Below are 16256 nucleotides of genomic sequence, written 5' to 3' on the forward strand. Positions count from 1 at the left end.
CAGGGCAGGCGCAGCCGGCCGTTCCCGGCCGCTGACGACGCCGGCCCTCGGCCCACCGACCGGGGAGGCGACGGGGCACCCGCTCGCCGAGCCGGACCGCCCCGTGAGCGCCACCTGCCCCGGAGCGAGCACAAGCTCGCCGCACCACCCGACAGGGACGGCTGTGCCCCGGGCCAGGCGTACGGGCACGGGAAGCGTGGGGGCGGGAAGCATGGGGACGGCAAGCATGGGGACGGCAAGCATGGGGACACGGCGCGGCAGGATTGCGGCCGGCCCCACGACGAGTGACATACGCCGACTGACGTACGCCGAGTGAGGCGGGCGTAGTGAGGCGGGCGTGATGAGGCGGGCGTGATGAGGCGGGCGTGATGAGGCGGGCGTGATGAGGCGGGCGTGATGAGGCGGGCGTGATGAGGTACGCCCGGCTACGACGAACGCCCGGCGGCCCCGTCGATCCGCGATTCCAGACGCTCGATCGCCTCTCTGAGCCCCTGGCGGTATTCGCCGTCGGCGAGAGCGTTGGCCGACGCGCGGGCCCGCAGCAGCTGGGCGCGTGCGTCGGCGAGCCGGTCGAGCCCGGCGTAGTCGGCCGCGAGGTTGAGATGCAGTGAGGGGAAGAACGCCCGCAGCGCGACGAGGGGGTGGCGCGGCCCGGGACCGTCGGCGACGCTCGTCGCTCCGAGGGCGGCGCCGGTGTCCACGGCGCGCTCGGTGACAAAGCCCTCGGCCGCTTCCAGGGCCCTGAGGTCCCAGTCGAGTTCGTCCTTGGGGTCGTCCTGGGTGTCGGCCATGTAGTGGGCGAGGGTGCAGCGGTGGAAGGCGTCGCCGTGCGGCCCGATCTCGTGCCATAGCTCCGAGAGGCGATTGCGCGCCTCTTCCCGGTCACCGGCGCGATGCAACATGATCGCTTGCCCGATCCGGGTCAGGACACCGTCCTCGGCTGCGTCCTCCCGCCGCCGCTGATCCGCTCGCCGCCGCTCCTCGCGCCACTGCTCCCCTCGCTGCTCCTCCGCCACCGCGCACTCCCCGCGTTCGCTCGCCGCCGCCCAGTCCGGCCCGGCGGATCCGCGCGTCCCGGTCCCGGCCCTTCCCCTGACGCTAACCTCCAGGGGAAGGCTCCGCGCGGTGTGCGCGGCGCGCCGGGGTGCGGCTCAGCCCAGGTCGGGGATGCGCCAGTCGATCGGGGCGTGGCCCTGCTCGGCGATCGCGGCGTTGATCTGGGTGAAGGGACGGGAGCCGAAGAACTTCTTCGCCGACAGCGGGGAGGGGTGCGCGCCCTGCACCACGGCATGCCGCTCCTCGTCGATCAGCGGCAGCTTCTTCTTGGCGTAGTTCCCCCAGAGCACGAAGACGGCCGGGTCGGGCCGGGCGGCCACGGCGCGGATCACCGCGTCGGTGACCTTCTCCCACCCCTTGCCCTTGTGCGAATTGGCCTCGCCCTCGCGGACCGTGAGGACGGCGTTCAGCAGCAGTACGCCCTGCTGGGCCCAGGGCATCAGATAGCCGTTGTCCGGAACCGGGTGGCCCAGCTCCTCCTTCATCTCCTTGTAGATGTTCCGCAGCGACGGCGGCGTCTTGACGCCGGGCTGCACGGAGAAGCACAGGCCGTGGCCCTGCCCCGCGCCGTGATATGGGTCCTGGCCGAGGACCAGCACCTTCACCTGGTCGTACGGTGTCGCCTCCAGCGCCGCGAAGACCTCCTCACGAGGCGGGTAGACCGGCCCCTGGGCCCGCTCCTGCTCGACGAAGTCGGTGAGCTCCTTGAAATAGGGCCTCTCCAACTCCTCGCCGAGGACCCCGCGCCAGGATTCGGGCAGCATGTCGGTCACCACGTCAACAACCTCCGGTGTGCGTTGCGTTCTCACTCACAGAACTTACCGGCGACCACTGACAACGCCGTCCACAGGCCGGATCCGCCGGCCGGAGCGGGTGCCGGAGGCAGGGCCGTGCCACGTCTCACGCGGTGTCGAGCCGGGCCCGCTGGTACGGATCCAGGTCGACGTCGAGCGCCGCCAGGCATTCGTCCAGCTGCCCCACCGAACTCACACCGATCACCGGGACCACCGGCACCAGGCCGCCCATCAGCCAGGACAGCACCACCTGATTCTCGGTGGCCCCACACTCGGCCGCGACCTCCGCCAGCACCCGCAGCCGCGCCACGGAGCCCGGATGGTCATACCGTTCCGGCAGCGGCTTGTCCTCGCGGGTGTAGGCGCCGTGCATCAGCGTCGAGTAGCCGAGCAGCGTCAGGCCGGGGTGCGCCGCCGCGTAGTCGAGGAGTTCCTCGTCGGCCTCTCTCTGAAGGCCGTACGGCAGGCCCTGGCGCGGCCGCAGATAGGTGTGCCGCTGCTGTACGGCCCGGAAGCCTGGCAGTCCGCGCCCGGCGGCGAGGTGCCGGGCCTCGGCGAGCCGCCACGTCGGATGGTTGCTGACCCCGAGGGTGCCGACCCGGCCGTCCTGGACGAGTCCGGCGAGCGTCTCGACGGTCTCCTCCAGAGGGACGCCGCGGTCCTCGACGTGCGCGTAGTAGAGATCCACCCGGTCGGTGCCCAGGCGGCGCAGGCTCCCCTCGATCGCGGCACGGATGGCCGACCGGCCCAGCCCCTCCGTGTTGGCGGGCCACTGGGGGCCGCGGGCCGGGTCGGGCCGGGCGCCGACCTTGGTCGCCAGGACCGTACGGCCGGCCGCGCCCCGGCTGCGCAGCCAGCGGCCGAGCAGCAGCTCGCTCTCGTCCCCGGTGGCGCCGGGCACCCAGAAGGCGTAGTTGTTCGCGGTGTCGACGAAGGTGCCGCCGGCCTCTGCGAAGCGGTCCAGGATGGCGAAGGCGGTCCGCTCGTCGACGGTGGTGCCGAACGGCAGCGCCCCCAGGCAGACGGCGCTGACCCGGGGCCCCTGATCGCCGCCGAGACTGCGGTAGTGCATGGCGTGTCTCCGTCCAAGAGGTCCGCGAAGAGGTCCGCTGATGAGTGTGGTGCCGGCCCCGAAAAGGACCGGCACCACAGACTCTGCCTCTTGGAGTGCACGCCAAGGCAAGGCTCCCTGGGCCCCGGCGTTTCAGACCCCGGGCGTTTCAGACCCCGGCGTTTCAGACCCCGGCGTTGAGGAACAGCCCGCCATCCACGACCAGCGTCTGCCCGGTGATCCAGCCCGCGGCGTCGGACAGCAGGAAGGCCGCGGCCCCGCCGATGTCCTCCGGGACGCCGAGCCGCGCCATCGGGTACCCGGCCGCCGCCTCCTCCTCGCGGTTCTCGTACAGCGCGGCCGCGAACTTGGTCTTCACCACGGCGGGTGCGATGGAGTTGACCCGTACCAGCGGCGCGAACTCGTGGGCGAGCTGCAGCGTCAGGTTCACCATCGCGGCCTTGCTCATGCCGTACGCGCCGACGAAGGGCGAGGCGTTGAGGCCGGCGACGGACGCGATGTTGACGATCGCGCCGCCGTTCTCCTTCTGCCACGCGTGCCAGGTGCGCTGCGCGAAGCCGAGCGCCGAGACGACATTGGTCTCGAAGACCTTGCGCGCCACGCTGAGATCGAGGTCGGCGATGGGGCCGAACACCGGGTTCGTACCGGCGTTGTTGACGAGGTAGTCGACCCGGCCGAACGTCTCCATCGCGCGCTCGACGGCGACGGCCTGGTGTGCCTCGTCGTGTGCCTTGCCGGCGACGCCGATCACCCGGTCCGCGCCGAGCCTGTCGACGGCCTCCTTGAGGGCGTCCTCGTTGCGGCCGGTGATGACGACCCGGTCACCGCGGGCGACCAGTGCCTGGGCGATGCCGTGGCCGATGCCGCGGCTGCCACCGGTGACCAGCGCCACCTTGCCGGAGAGCTCGGGCAGCCCACTGTCCTGTGCGGTCATGTTCGGTACTCCTGAAGTCGGTGGGGCGGCGGTCAGTTGAGCGGGCCGCCGGCGACGTACATGACCTGGCCGGAGACAAAGCCGGCCGCCTCGCCCGTGAAGAAGGCGATGGCGTTGGCGATGTCCTCGGGGCGGCCGACGCGCTGCACCGGGATCTGGGTGGCGGCCGCGGCCTGGAAGTCCTCGAAGCCCATCCCGACGCGCTCGGCGGTGGCCGCGGTCATGTCGGTGACGATGAAGCCGGGGGCGACGGCGTTGGCGGTGACGCCGAACTTGCCGAGCTCGATGGCGAGCGTCTTGGTGAAGCCCTGCAGACCGGCCTTGGCGGCCGAGTAGTTGGCCTGGCCGCGGTTGCCGAGCGCCGAGCTGGAGGAGAGGTTGACGACCCGGCCGAACTTGGCGTCCACCATGTGCTTCTGACAGGCCCGCGACATCAGGAACGCGCCACGCAGATGCACGTTCATGACGGTGTCCCAGTCGGTTTCGCTCATCTTGAACAGCAGGTTGTCACGGAGCACGCCCGCGTTGTTCACGAGGACCGTCGGCGCGCCGAGCTCGGCCGCGACCCGTGCCACCGCCGCCTCCACCTGCTCCGCGTCCGAGACATCGCAGCCGACGGCGATGGCCTTGCCGCCGGCCGCAGTGATCTTCTCGACGGTGTCCTTGCAGGCCGCCTCGTCGAGGTCGAGTACGGCGACGGCGCGGCCCTCGGCGGCCAGGCGTACGGCGGTGGCCGCGCCGATGCCGCGGGCCGCGCCCGTCACGATGGCGACGCGCTGCTCGGTGGTGGACATGCGGGTTCTCCTCACCCTCGAAACCTCGACAAGCGGTCCGTCGCCCACCAGGTCCCGAAGGTGAGCAACCGCTTAGTAGCTTCAGCAGGGCTGACGCTAGAAGCCAGGCCACCCGCTGTCAACGCCCCACCACCGCGCCGTTGCCCACCTCACCAGCGACGCGGGCCGGGACGTGGCCCGATCCCGCCCCGTCCCGGCCCGCCGCCGCCCGTTCCCGGCTCAGCGCACCAGCAGCTCCAGCAACCGCTCCGCCTCCACGGCGGGATCCGCGGTCAGCCCGGTGTGCACCGGCCCCGGCTGGACGATCGTGCTGCGCGGCGCGATCAGCCAGCGGAAACGGCGCCCCGCGTCGTCCCCCGCCGCCTGTCCGGCCTGTTCGCCGCCATGGCAGATGCCCTCGACGGCGCCGAGCGCAGCCCGTACGCCCTCGACATCGGCCGAGGGATCCAGGGCCAGCAGCCGGGCCTCGTCCAGATGCGTCCGGGCCTCGACGAAGCGCCGGGCGTGGCAGTACACGACCACTCCGGCATTGATCATCTCGCCGCGCTCGACCCGCGGGACGACCTTCAGCAGGGCGTACTCGAAGACATCGCGCCCGTTGTGCAGACCGCTCATGCCGAAACCTCGCTCCGCTCGGCCTCGCACTCGCGAGGCGCGCACCTCTCCATGGCTCGCTCGCTACGCTCCCTCACGCCGAAACCTCGCTCCGCTCGGCCGCGCATTCGCGAGGCGCGCGCCTCTCCATGGTTCGCTCGCTGCGCTCCCTCACTTCACTGCCCTCCGCGGCGGCCTGCCCGCCAGCCACCCCGGCACCTGGGAGGGCTTGGCCTTGGTGGGCTCCCCGATGGTGATGTGGTCGCTGATCGTCCCGGCACGGGCCAGCAGTGTGGCCACATACGCCCGGCGCAGCGCGTCCGGGGAGTCGAAGCCGGGCTCGTCAACCAGCCATTCGTCGGGGACTTGGGCCGCGATCCCGGTCAGCATCTCCTCGGTGACCTGCGGCGCGAACTCGGCGGCGGCCGCCGCGACGTCCGGTGCGAACGTGGCGAGGACATGGTCGGAGGCGTCGTAGGGCTTGGTCGCGGCCTTCTCGGCGGTCGGCCAGTTGTGGTGCCAGATCATCGTGGCGCCGTGGTCGATCAGCCACAGTTCGCCGTGCCAGACCAGGGCGTTGGGGTTGCGCCAGGAGCGGTCGACGTTGTTGATCAGCGCGTCGAACCACACCACGCGGCCCGCCTCACGGGAGTCCACCTCGAACGCGAGCGGATCGAAGCCGAGCGACCCGGGGAGGTAGTCCATACCCAGATTCAGTCCGCCGCTGGCCTTCAGGAGCTCCTGCACCTCCTGGTCGGGCTCGCTGAGGCCGATCACGGGGTCGAGCTGCATCTGGACGAGATCCGGTACCCGCAGGCCGAACCGGCGGCCCAGCAGACCGCAAATGACCTCGGCGACCAGCGTCTTGCGGCCCTGTCCCGCACCGGTGAACTTCATGATGTAAGTACCGAGATCGTCGGCCTCGACGATCCCCGGGAGCGATCCACCCTCACGCAAGGGCGTGACGTAGCGGGTCGCTGTGACTTCTGTCAGCATTTTCCCAGGTTATCTAACCCAGCGGCCTTACAATCAACAATTAAATCCGGACCCGCACAAACCGGGAATCCGCCGCGAACAGGCCCTGGGGAGAATCTGGCTAAGAAGATAGCCACTAGGCGCTGATCTCGATCTGCGACCAGCGCGCCTGGCCGACGCGCACACAACGCCCTTTGTCTGCTGCGCGCGCTTCGTCGAGCTACCGCTCGCTGAGCATGCCGTCCTCCAGCGAGTCGTGCGGCCAGGCGGCGGCCAGTTCATCGCTCCCGCCCCACGCGTGGATGCCGTCGGCGACCGTCTGGCCTGGCCTGCAGATCCTCAGCCGAGCGGCGCCCCGCCTCGTCCCGCTGTGCGGCATGCACGGCGCGCGCGACGGCCTCGACCTGGAGCAAAGTCATCGACTGAAACCGCAACTCCTCTACCTGCGGCAGAGGTCAGGAGTGCATCAGCCCTTTCGGATGCCGCGCGGCGCCGCTGGGTAGAAAAACGGAGGAGGAACCGGAACCGGTCTTCCCCAAGGCACCCGACAGTGGGACCTCCTGCACACCGAGAACTTCGCCCCCTCATCCGGGTGATCGAGGTAGTACGAGATGAGCTGCTGCCCACTTGGCGGGACGGGCTTCCCGACTCGGTTCGGCTACCCGCCCGGGTCTCAGTCCCCCGCTCGTGGCACGGGCCGGCTGTTGTCCGCCGCAACCGGGCGTTCGGCCGCGGGGCTCGGCTCGGGGGTAGCCGGAGCGCCCGCCGCGGGGTCTGCGCCCGGGCGGAGGAAGAGGGCGACGGCGGCCGTTACGGCCAGGATCGCCACTCCCGCGATGAGCAGGCTCAAGCGCAGCCCGTCCGCGAAGGCTTCGGTGAAGTAGTGGTGCACGGTGTCGGCAGGAATGCGGAGCGATGTGGGGGCCTGGCCGTGCTGGGCCACGATTTCGGCGGCGGTGTCGCGGGCACCGGCGCCGGCGGCGTCCTTGATGTCGGCGGCCATGTCCGTCGTGGCACGGGCGCTGAGTACCGAGCCCAGCACGGCGATGCCGAGGGCGGTGCCGGCCTGCCGGGCGGCGTTGACCGTGGAGGCGGCGGCGCCGGAGCGCTGGCGTGGTACGGCCGAGAGGGCGGCCGCGTTGGTCGGGGCGATGGCCAGCCCCATTCCGGCGCCGAGCACGGCGAAGAGCACGCCCACCGTGACGTATCCGGTCGTCGGGGAGAGCACGAGCAGGCCCAGCAGGCCGACGCCGATCAGTCCGTATCCGCCGATCATGGTGCCGCGCGGTCCGAAGCGCGCCGTGAGCCGTCCCGCCTGGGTGGAGCAGAGCGCGATGGCGATCGAGTACGGCAGGAACTTCACACCGGTCATGGCGGCCGAAGTCCCCTGGATCTGCTGGAGGTAGAGGGAGAGCAGATAGAACGTGCCGTAGGCGCCGAAGCCGAGGACGAAGGAGGCGATGTTGGCGACGGTGAAGCGGCTGTCGGCGAAGAGGGAGGTGGGCAGCATGGCGCGGGGGCTGTGCCGCTCGACGGCCACGAAGACGGCGAAGACGAGGACGGCGACCGCGAGCAGGCCGAGGATGAGCGGGTCGGTCCAGCCCCGGTGGCCGGCTTCGATGACGACGAAGGTGAGCGCGGCCAGCCACACCACGCCGAGGATCTGGCCCAGCGGATCGGTCGCGGCGTGTTCCGGGTCCGCCGACTCCCGGATGCCCTTGGCCCCGGCCACCAGCGCGATCAGGCCCAGCGGCACATTGATCAGGAAGATGTACGGCCATCCGGGCCCCTGGGTCAACAGCCCGCCCAGCAGCGGGCCGAGGACGACGGCCAGTGCGCTGACCGCGCCCCACAGCCCGATCATCCTGGCCCGGCGCGCCTGGTCGGGGAAGCCCTGGGCGAGCAGCGACAGCGCGCCCGGTGTCACGGCGGAGGCGCCGATGCCCTGGAGCATCCGGCCCGCGATCAGCGTCTGGATGTCGGGGGCCAGCGCGCACAGGACGGAGCTGAGGGTGAAGACGGCCAGCCCGCTGAGGAAGACCTTCCGGCGACCGAAGCGGTCGCCCAGCGCCCCGCCGGTGAGCATGAAGGCGGACAGGCACAGGACGTATCCGTCCACGACCCACTGGACGTCCGTCATCCGGGCGTGCAGTTCGGTCTGCATGGCGGGGAGCGCCACGTTGACCACGCTCATGTCCAACAGGGCCATGAACGTGCCGAGGAAGACGGCCGTGATCAGACCGGCCGGGGTGCGCTGGGTGGACACTGCGTGCTCCTGTGTCGGGTGCTGGTGGAAGGCCGCGGCGATCCTTGTCGCGGGGCGCGGGTCACTACGGTGCCGCCTCAACTCGGGTTGAGGTCAAGTCCGATGGGGCGGTGTGCCGGCCGGGCCGGACGCGCTGGACTTGACCAGTTCCCCGCGCTGCCAGACATGGGTGACGCGGTCGGGGTCCGCCAGCACCGAGATGTCCCGCACCGGATCGGCGGCGAGCACGATCAGATCCGCGTCGTACCCCGTCAGCACCCGGCCCGATGCCGGGCCTGCGGCCCGAGGGTGAGGGGGGCGTGCGCGGTGCAGGCGTCGATGGCCTCGCGGGTGCTCAGTCCGGCCGCAACGAGGTGTGCGGGCTCGGTGCCGTTACGGCCCCAGGACAGAGCACCGTCGAGCGTGATCAGCCCCAGGTCGGTGCCGGCGGCGATGGTCACTGATGCGTGCTCGATGGTGCGGCAGCCCGCACGCAGCGCCGCGAGGATGCCGGCCTTGCCGTGGCAGTGCGCCGCCACGGTGCGTTCCGCCCGCTCGGCCTCCGCCCCGACCACCCCCTGGTGGCAGCTGCGTCTGTCACTGTCGATGGCTCGCGCGCATGCCCGGCTCGGCGACCCGCAGCGCGCCCTGGCCATGGCTCTGCCGGGCCGGCCAGTTGGGCGTCGCGCTAGGTGCGCACCGGCTGGCCGACCACGCCCAGCGCTCGCTGCGCGCGGTCGGCGGCCGGCCCAATCCGGGCACCGTCACCGCCCAGGACCTGTACGGCCATCGGGACCTTGCCCAGCTCATTGGCGAAGTTCCGCATGGTCAGCCCCGGCCGCGCCCTCGCGCTCCACCAGGCGCAGCCCGGCGGCGACGATCTGCGGGCGGGTGAGTGTGCGCGTGCGCGTCCGGCGACGGAGGTTCGACGGCGCTCGTCCGGTGGCCATGTCACCTCTCCGGTTTCTGCCGTCGGTTCGGGGCGGCGGCGCTGGGAAGTGCCGCCGACCGTGCAGCGTCAACCCGGGTTGAGGTCAAATGGAAGGCATGGAACCCCGCCTTCTCCCCATTGGAACCGTCGCCGAACGATTTGAGGTAGCGGTCTCGACACTGCACTACTGGGAGCGTCGAGGCATCATCCAGCCCACCGAGCGCCGGTCCGGACGGCGGTACTACGACGCGGACGAGGTGTACCGGATATCGTTGATCGTCATATGGCAGGAGACCGGGCTGATGAGCCTGGACGAGATCGCCGCCGTACTGGCCGGGCGCACGGGCTCCACCGACTGGCGGGACATCGTGGGCAGTCGGCTCGCGGAGATCGACACTCAGATCCGGCGGCTGGCCGACGCCCGCGAATACCTGGGCCATATGCTCGCCTGCCCCCGCGACAACCCGGCGCGCGATTGCCCGGAACTGCGGACCGAGGTGGATATGCGGCACGCCGAGCGCCACTGATCCCGCCAACCCGGCCGCAGGCCGATTCCGCCTTGACCTCAACCCGCGTTGAGGCGGCAGCAACGCCGTCGTCCCCAAAGGGGGGATCGGCATCGACCTGCCCGGGGATGAAGTCCAGTACCTCCCGGCCCTGATCATCCACGCCGTGCGCCTTCGGCACTCCTGTGAACCCGACTACGGCCAGATGGTTCAGCAGGGCATGGACAGCTCGGGTCCAGGGGCCAGTGGGTCGGCGCACCGTCTCCCCGACGCGAACAACGTGGTTCACTCCTCCACCTGTCAGGATCTCTTCGTCCATGTCGGGGAAGCTATCGCGCCGTCTCGTCGAGCGAACACCGACATCTCGGCGTCACAGGTGCCTCACGCGGGGAGCTCCGCATCCGGCCGTGCAGCGGCTGACGCGGGTCAGCGGACGGTTGCCGTCACCCGCACGGTGGCTCCCACCCGCGCCGCCGGGAGTAGCAGCCTGGCCCCGTCTGGGCCGTTGGACGCCACTACCACCACCGGGCCGGCCCCGGTGACGGATACCCGTGCTCCGTCGGGGAAGGCGGTGGCGGGCAGGGAGAGCAGCGTCCAGGCGCGCCGCGTGGTGCGGTCGGCGGTCAGGGTGAGGGTGTAGGTCCGGGTGGCCGGGGCGTAGGACTCGGTGCCTGGGGTGCCCGCCACCGCCGGTGCGTATGGCGCGAAGGCCGGCTCCTTTCCGGGGGCGGGGCTGCCGTCGCGGTCGTAAGCGCAGTAGCCGCCGCCGTTGTTGGCACGGCAGCCGTACCACAGGGCCCAGCCCGAGGCGAAGCGGTCCATGGAGGCCACTTGGCGCCGTATCAGCTCGACGTTTCCGGGGGTGGTCGCCTGCGGCGGGCCCCATTCACCGACCAGCACCGGCAGCCGGTGAGCGGCGGGGTAGCCGCCTATGGCGGTTTCGTAGTTCTCGATGAAGCGGCCTGAGGGGTCCCAGTCGGCGCCCGATTCAACGCTGGTGTCGTAGTAGTGCGGGGCGTAGCCGAGTCGGTCCGCGCCGGGGCGCGGGTCATCGAAGCCGGGCAGGCTGGTGGGGACGCCCTGGCCGACCAGGACGGTGGGTTCGAGGAAGAGCCACGCGTCGGGGTCGGCGGAGCGGACGGCGTCGATCAGCCGCCGGTACATGGCCGCCAACCGGCCACGCTCCAGGGCGGCGGATGCGTCGATCTGGTCATCGGGGTTGGTCGGGTCGCCGGGAATCGGCCCGAAGGGCTCGTTGAACAGGTCGTAGCCCAGCAGGGAGCGGTGTCCGCGCAGAACGGCCGCGACCTTGGCGTAGACGGCGGTCTGGGCGGCGCGCAGGTCGGGGTCGTCATACAGGTGGGTGAAGGCGGCCTGTACGGCGGGCTGGAAGTAGTCCGCGAACCAGTCCTCGGGGTTGGGCTCGAAGGGCAGGCCGTCGGTGCGGGTGGCCCAGTGGGGGATGCCGTTGTGACCGAACGCCGGGCCGAAGACGTCCTGGTGCCAGTCGATCAGGACCAACACCCGGTGGCGGTCGGCCCAGCCCAGGACCCGGTCGAGGTAGCGCAGATAGCCGGTGTCGTAGCGTCCGCGGTGCGGTTCGGCCTTCTCCCACTGGATGTTGAGCCGCAGTAGGCCGAAGCCATCACTCACCAGCCGTGCGATGCGCCCCTCGGTCACCGTGTCGGTCTTGCCGAGGTTGAGACCGCGCAGTCGCAGGACACGACCGTGCCGGTCGGTGAAGTGCGTACGACCGTCGGGCGAAGTGACGGTGCCGGACGGTACGGGCCAGGCTGTGGCCCGCCCGCGCTGGGCGGCCGTCGGCTCGGACCGGGAGACGGTCGACTCGGACCGAACGGCCGTCCGCGCGGACACTTCCAGCGCCGCAGCGGGGACGGCGGCGGGGACGGCGCACAGCAGGGCCACACCCAGGACGAGGGTCGTGGCGACGCGACGCAGACGCATAACGGCCTCCTGATGGCAGCGACTTGACGACTAGTCAGCTCTCTGCGGTCAGCCGCTATCTACCCAGGGGACGTCATCAACCACCACCGGGCCTTGCACGACGCGGGGCTGCCGCAAGAACAAGGACCATGTCGCTCTCCCCGGCCTGGCCTCGCAGGCCCGTATCTCAGTTGCACGGAGGCGAGTTGTTGCTTTCCTGGGGCGACCGAGCCAAGGCGTTGTGTCGCACAACACGCCGTTCGTTCCTGGGGTACGAGTGAACTTACGTAACAGGAGAGCCGCGTTAGACACCCGTCGAGTGGTTTACGGTTCTCATCCGTGGGAACGCACTTCCGCCGTGTCGCTCATATGCCAAGAGTGATGCGCGATGAGCACACAAGACATGAGCACTCCAGATGTCAGCATTCCTGCCACGAAGAACGCGAAGGTATCGAGCGAGGAGCAACTCGCTTCGGATACCTCACACACCTCCTACCCCTCACCCCCGTCGCACGGCGCGCGGCCCTCGCGGCGCTCCATCGTCACGGCGACCGGCGCCTCGGCGCTCGCTGCCGGGCTCACCGCCGCCTCCGCCGCACCCGCGACCGCGCTGAGCCCTGCCAGCGCACCTTCGACGGCGCCGGCCGCGGTGCCGCCCGGCATCGACCGCAAGGCATACACCACGGTCGCCCGCGCCATCGTCGTCTACGACGAGCGCGACAGACCCCTCGTCCCGGCCTACGTGAAGGTCATCGAGAACGGCCTGCCGGCCAGCCGGGCGAAGGCAACGAAGCGGGTCCTGATCGTCGGGGCCGGACCGGCCGGTCTGCTCGCCGCCGACCTGCTCAACCGGGCGGGCCACGATGTCGTCGTGATCGAGGCCAACGGCAACCGCGTCGGCGGCCGCATCAAGACGTTCCGCAAGGGCGGCCACGAGAACGGAGAGCAGCCCTTCGCCGATCCCCATCAGTACGCCGAAGCCGGGGCCATGCGGCTGCCCGACAGCCACCTCCTCCTCATGGCACTGATCAAGAAGCTCGGCCTCGCGCTCCAGGAGTTCTACCTGGTGGATGTGGAGGTCGACCACCCGACGAAGCCGGCCAACCACACCTGGATCCACGTCAATGGCATCCGCATGCGCCGGGCCGAGTACGAGAAGAACCCCGAAAAGATCAACGACACCTTCGGTGTCACGGGCCCCAACCGCACGAAGACCGCCTCCGCCATCCTCGCGCACGCCCTCGAACCCGCACACCGGCTCATCCGGGGCAAGGAAGGGACCGCGCTCGTCAACGGGTGGGTCAAGGTCCTCAAGAAGTACGGCCACTGGTCCATGTACCGGTACCTCACCGAAGTCGCCAGGCTCGACACCAGGACCATCGACCTCATCGGCACGATCCAGAACCTGACCTCACGGCTGCATCTCTCCTTCCTGCACAGCTTCCTGTCCAGCGCGCTGATCGACCCCAAGACCAAATTCTGGGAGATCAAGGGCGGCACCGCGCTGCTCGCCGACGCGCTGTACAAGCCGGTGAAGGGCAAGGTGAGACTCGACAGGCGCGCCGTACGCATCGAACGCAATGGCAGCAAGGTCAGGGTGCACACGGTTTCCGAGGACTGCCAGACCGGCGAGGGGGGTGTCACGGAGGTCTTCGAGGGCGACGAGGCGATCATCACCGTTCCCTTCTCCGGACTGCGCCACGTGCCCTTCGACCCTCCGCTCACTTACGGCAAGCGCCGGGCCATCACGGAACTGCACTACGACGCCGCGACCAAGGTGCTGCTGGAGTTCTCCCGCCGCTGGTGGGAGTTCACCGAGGAGGATTGGAAGCAGGCGCTGAACTCCATCGAGGACAAGCTCTACGACAAGTACCAGGCGGGACAGGTCAAGGACGGCAAGTACCTCGGCGCGCACAAGTCCGTGAAGGACCTGGGGGTGACGATCCCCGACGAACTCAAGGAGTGTTTCGCCGCATTCCGCCCCGTCATGAGCAGCGAACCCGAAGCCGCCCACACCCGTGGCGGCGGCTCCGTGAGCGACAACGCCAACCGCTTCATGTACTTCGAGCACTCAGGGGGTGCGGAAGTTGGCGACGGAGGCATCACGCTCGCCTCCTACAGCTGGTCCGACGACGCCCTCAAATGGGACGCGTTCGCTGACGGCGAGCGTTATCTGCGCGCACTCGCCGGACTGCAGGACGTCTACGGCCGCCGCTGCGAGGTCTTCTTCACCAACAAGTGCAAGACCCAGTCGTGGATGCGCGACCACTACGCCTACGGCGAGGCTTCCGTGCTCTTCCCGGGCCAGCACGCGGAGCTGTTCCCCGACATCCCCGCCTCCGAAGGACCGCTTCATTTCGCGGGGGACCACACCTCCATCAAGCCCGCCTGGATCGAAGGCGCCCTCGAATCCGCCGTCCGGACCGCATTGAAGGTCCACACGGGCTGACGGGGGCGGTGGGACGCCCAGGCCGCGCCCCGCTTGTCGGGACGCACGCCGCGTGCCGGCGGAGCGGCGGGGAAGGCGACTGCGGCCGGTGGGTGCGTGGAAGTCCGTCGCCCTGGGAGAGTGGGCCGCAGCGGGCTGCGCACGTCAACTCCGAGGCGCGCGCCGTTGTCGAGTGGTACGGCTACCCGTGGTGACGGTGGCCGTCGCCGAGGACTACGCAGCCGCCTGCCGCATTCTCAACCGGGCCCCGGAACCACCGGAAACCGATGTGCTGCCACCCACCCGGTCCCCGGTGGCCCCCGGTACCGGTCGCCACCGCAAACCCTGACCCACGGCACAACCAAGGCGGCTCCGCCCGGGATAGGCGGGGCCGCCTTCGTGTGCGCGTCCGGCACCGCGTCGAATCGGATCTCGTTGACCAGAGGATCGATCAAACTGCGCACGTCGGGAGACGGTGACGGGTTGTCAACCCGGATGAAAGCCGCGTGCGCCGCTGGCCGGCCGGGGAAACGCCCCGCGATCCGCTGCCGCAACCGATCGCCGACGTCCTCGCCGAGCGTGCCGACCGTCCGCTGCCCCGTCCCGGCCTCGGGCTGCCCAGCTCCCGGGGATCATCACTGCCGAGTACGTGCCTTCCCAGTGTCCCGGGCACTGCGCGCCGCGTTGCCTTGTTGCGCACTTCCGCGTTGCCCAGTTGCGCTCCTCGGCGTTTGCCCGCCGTAGACCTCTATTCAAGGAAGTTCCGATATGACCCTTCCAGCCCATATCGCCATGATCGGCACGCCTATGGTCGGCCATGTGCTGCCCAGCCTGGAGATCATCCGTGAGCTGGTGGCCCGTGGCCATCGCGTGACGTACGCCAACGCCGACCACGTCGCCGAGCTGATTACCCACACCGGTGCAGAGCTGGTCCGCTTGACCTCCACTCTGCCGGCCGCCGCCGGCGACTGGCCGCAGGATCCCCTCGCCGCCGCCTCCCTCTTCCTCGACGAGGCGATGGCCGTACTGCCACAGCTGCACGCCGCGTACGACGACGACCCCGCCGACCTCTACCTCTACGACATCGGCGCGTACGCGGGCCGCGCGCTGGCTGAGGCGCAGGGCCGCAGCCTCGTCCAGCTGTCACCGACGCATGTGGCCTGGGAGGGTGCCCAGGAGGAGATCCGTGCGGCGTTCGCCGGGCTACCCGGAGGTTCCGCCCACCGAGCACGGTTCGCCGCCTGGCTGGCCCGGTGCGGTGCGGTGACCACGAACGTGGAAGAGTTCACAGGTCGGCCGCGGCGGGCGCTGGCCTTGATCCCGCGCGCCATGCAACCACATGCGGACCGGGTCGACACCGAGGCGGTGACGTTCGTCGGCCCGTGCTTCGGCGCCGGTGAGGAGCAGGGCGGCTGGGTGCGGCCGGCCGGTGCGGAGAAGGTGCTGCTGGTGTCGCTGGGCGGCTCGGCTTACCCCAGGCAGCGGGAGATCTACTGGCAGTGTGTGGCGGCCTTCGCCGATCTTCCGGGCTGGCATGTGGTGCTGCAGATCGGCGGTGGCAGCGATCCGTACCAGATGGAGGAACGGATTCCTCCCAACTTCGAAGTGCAGCCGTGGGTGCCGCCGTTGACGATCCTTGAGCAGGTGGACGCATGGGTGACGCACACCGGTATGGGCAGCAGCGGTGAGGGCCTGTACGCCGGCGTACCGATGATCGCGGTACCGCACGGGGCTGAGCAGTGCCTCTACGCAGACCGGCTCGTCGAACTGGGTGTCGCCCGTCGGATCGACACCGCGGACGTCACGGCGGCGGTGCTGCGTACGGCCCTGATGGAACTCATCGGCGATCCGCAGGTCGCCGCGCGCTCGGCATGGCTGTGGGCCGAGGTGCGCACCGAGGGCGGCACCCGTCGGGCCGTGGATCTGATCGAGGAGCAGCTGGTAGAGGAGCGAGTGGGCTGATGGCGCCGGGCAGGCACCGCG

The 16256-nt window shown here is 70.3% G+C and carries 16 protein-coding genes; 4 read left to right on the forward strand and 12 right to left on the reverse strand.

The window, feature by feature from the left end:
* Positions 1-425: 425 nt before the first annotated feature.
* The 11 genes from AB0I10_RS24890 to AB0I10_RS24940 form a co-directional block, all read right to left on the reverse strand.
* Positions 426-902, reverse strand: coding sequence for a hypothetical protein (locus AB0I10_RS24890; RefSeq protein WP_363154854.1), 477 nt, complete (start codon positions 900-902; stop codon positions 426-428).
* 249 nt (positions 903-1151) lie between these two features.
* Positions 1152-1820: a uracil-DNA glycosylase gene (locus AB0I10_RS24895; RefSeq protein WP_363154855.1), complete on the reverse strand. Its 669-nt coding sequence runs from the start codon at positions 1818-1820 to the stop codon at positions 1152-1154.
* A gap of 136 nt (positions 1821-1956) precedes the next feature.
* A complete protein-coding gene (locus AB0I10_RS24900; protein ID WP_363154817.1) occupies positions 1957-2922 on the reverse strand; it encodes an aldo/keto reductase in 966 nt (321 codons plus the stop codon).
* Positions 2923-3085: 163 nt separating this feature from the next.
* Positions 3086-3856, reverse strand: coding sequence for an SDR family oxidoreductase (locus AB0I10_RS24905; RefSeq protein ID WP_363154818.1), 771 nt, complete (start codon positions 3854-3856; stop codon positions 3086-3088).
* 32 nt (positions 3857-3888) lie between these two features.
* Positions 3889-4650: a 3-oxoacyl-ACP reductase FabG gene (gene fabG, locus AB0I10_RS24910; protein ID WP_363154819.1), complete on the reverse strand. Its 762-nt coding sequence runs from the start codon at positions 4648-4650 to the stop codon at positions 3889-3891.
* Positions 4651-4869: 219 nt separating this feature from the next.
* The gene (locus tag AB0I10_RS24915) at positions 4870-5265 is read right to left on the reverse strand and encodes a DUF3037 domain-containing protein (RefSeq protein WP_363154820.1); all 396 of its coding nucleotides are present in this window, start codon (positions 5263-5265) and stop codon (positions 4870-4872) included.
* Between the two features lie 150 nt (positions 5266-5415).
* The gene (locus tag AB0I10_RS24920) at positions 5416-6240 is read right to left on the reverse strand and encodes a HipA family kinase (RefSeq protein WP_363154821.1); all 825 of its coding nucleotides are present in this window, start codon (positions 6238-6240) and stop codon (positions 5416-5418) included.
* Positions 6241-6892: 652 nt separating this feature from the next.
* Positions 6893-8485: an MFS transporter gene (locus tag AB0I10_RS24925; RefSeq protein WP_363154822.1), complete on the reverse strand. Its 1593-nt coding sequence runs from the start codon at positions 8483-8485 to the stop codon at positions 6893-6895.
* A 93-nt stretch (positions 8486-8578) separates the two neighbouring features.
* Complete coding sequence (locus tag AB0I10_RS24930) at positions 8579-8743, reverse strand: hypothetical protein (RefSeq protein ID WP_363154823.1); 165 nt, start codon at positions 8741-8743, stop codon at positions 8579-8581.
* Positions 8737-9039, reverse strand: coding sequence for a hypothetical protein (locus AB0I10_RS24935; RefSeq protein ID WP_363154824.1), 303 nt, complete (start codon positions 9037-9039; stop codon positions 8737-8739). The genes AB0I10_RS24930 and AB0I10_RS24935 overlap by 7 nt, the downstream gene beginning before the upstream one ends.
* A gap of 113 nt (positions 9040-9152) precedes the next feature.
* Positions 9153-9290 carry a hypothetical protein gene (locus AB0I10_RS24940; RefSeq protein WP_363154825.1) on the reverse strand — a complete coding sequence of 46 codons (138 nt, stop codon included), beginning with the start codon at positions 9288-9290 and terminating at the stop codon, positions 9153-9155.
* Positions 9291-9511: 221 nt separating this feature from the next.
* Here AB0I10_RS24940 and AB0I10_RS24945 point away from each other — a divergent pair, with 221 nt between their 5' ends.
* Positions 9512-9922, forward strand: a complete 411-nt coding sequence (locus AB0I10_RS24945; RefSeq protein WP_363154826.1) for a MerR family transcriptional regulator — start codon at positions 9512-9514, stop codon at positions 9920-9922.
* A 405-nt stretch (positions 9923-10327) separates the two neighbouring features.
* Here AB0I10_RS24945 and AB0I10_RS24950 read toward each other — a convergent pair whose 3' ends face one another.
* Positions 10328-11866, reverse strand: coding sequence for a cellulase family glycosylhydrolase (locus AB0I10_RS24950; protein WP_363154827.1), 1539 nt, complete (start codon positions 11864-11866; stop codon positions 10328-10330).
* Between the two features lie 382 nt (positions 11867-12248).
* Here AB0I10_RS24950 and AB0I10_RS24955 point away from each other — a divergent pair, with 382 nt between their 5' ends.
* From AB0I10_RS24955 to AB0I10_RS24965, 3 genes are all read left to right on the forward strand, one after another.
* Complete coding sequence (locus AB0I10_RS24955; RefSeq protein WP_363154828.1) at positions 12249-14294, forward strand: FAD-dependent oxidoreductase; 2046 nt, start codon at positions 12249-12251, stop codon at positions 14292-14294.
* A 52-nt stretch (positions 14295-14346) separates the two neighbouring features.
* Positions 14347-14622, forward strand: coding sequence for a DUF6087 family protein (locus AB0I10_RS24960; protein ID WP_363154829.1), 276 nt, complete (start codon positions 14347-14349; stop codon positions 14620-14622).
* Between the two features lie 419 nt (positions 14623-15041).
* Positions 15042-16235, forward strand: a complete 1194-nt coding sequence (locus AB0I10_RS24965) for a macrolide family glycosyltransferase (protein ID WP_363154830.1) — start codon at positions 15042-15044, stop codon at positions 16233-16235.
* The last annotated feature ends 21 nt before the right edge of the window (positions 16236-16256 follow it).

Source organism: Streptomyces sp. NPDC050636 (assembly GCF_040654775.1).
Lineage (GTDB): Bacteria > Actinomycetota > Actinomycetes > Streptomycetales > Streptomycetaceae > Streptomyces.

Excerpts from the sequence above, each read along its gene's own strand:
- AB0I10_RS24890 (WP_363154854.1), bottom strand. The coding sequence starts at position 902 with ATGTTGCATCGCGCCGGTGACCGGGAAGAGGCGCGCAATCGCCTCTCG.
- AB0I10_RS24895 (WP_363154855.1), bottom strand. The coding sequence starts at position 1,820 with ATGCTGCCCGAATCCTGGCGCGGGGTCCTCGGCGAGGAGTTGGAGAGG.
- AB0I10_RS24900 (WP_363154817.1), bottom strand. The coding sequence starts at position 2,922 with ATGCACTACCGCAGTCTCGGCGGCGATCAGGGGCCCCGGGTCAGCGCC.
- AB0I10_RS24905 (WP_363154818.1), bottom strand. The coding sequence starts at position 3,856 with ATGACCGCACAGGACAGTGGGCTGCCCGAGCTCTCCGGCAAGGTGGCG.
- fabG (WP_363154819.1), bottom strand. The coding sequence starts at position 4,650 with ATGTCCACCACCGAGCAGCGCGTCGCCATCGTGACGGGCGCGGCCCGC.
- AB0I10_RS24915 (WP_363154820.1), bottom strand. The coding sequence starts at position 5,265 with ATGAGCGGTCTGCACAACGGGCGCGATGTCTTCGAGTACGCCCTGCTG.
- AB0I10_RS24920 (WP_363154821.1), bottom strand. The coding sequence starts at position 6,240 with ATGCTGACAGAAGTCACAGCGACCCGCTACGTCACGCCCTTGCGTGAG.
- AB0I10_RS24940 (WP_363154825.1), bottom strand. The coding sequence starts at position 9,290 with ATGCGGAACTTCGCCAATGAGCTGGGCAAGGTCCCGATGGCCGTACAG.
- AB0I10_RS24945 (WP_363154826.1), top strand. The coding sequence starts at position 9,512 with ATGGAACCCCGCCTTCTCCCCATTGGAACCGTCGCCGAACGATTTGAG.
- AB0I10_RS24950 (WP_363154827.1), bottom strand. The coding sequence starts at position 11,866 with ATGCGTCTGCGTCGCGTCGCCACGACCCTCGTCCTGGGTGTGGCCCTG.
- AB0I10_RS24955 (WP_363154828.1), top strand. The coding sequence starts at position 12,249 with ATGAGCACTCCAGATGTCAGCATTCCTGCCACGAAGAACGCGAAGGTA.
- AB0I10_RS24965 (WP_363154830.1), top strand. The coding sequence starts at position 15,042 with ATGACCCTTCCAGCCCATATCGCCATGATCGGCACGCCTATGGTCGGC.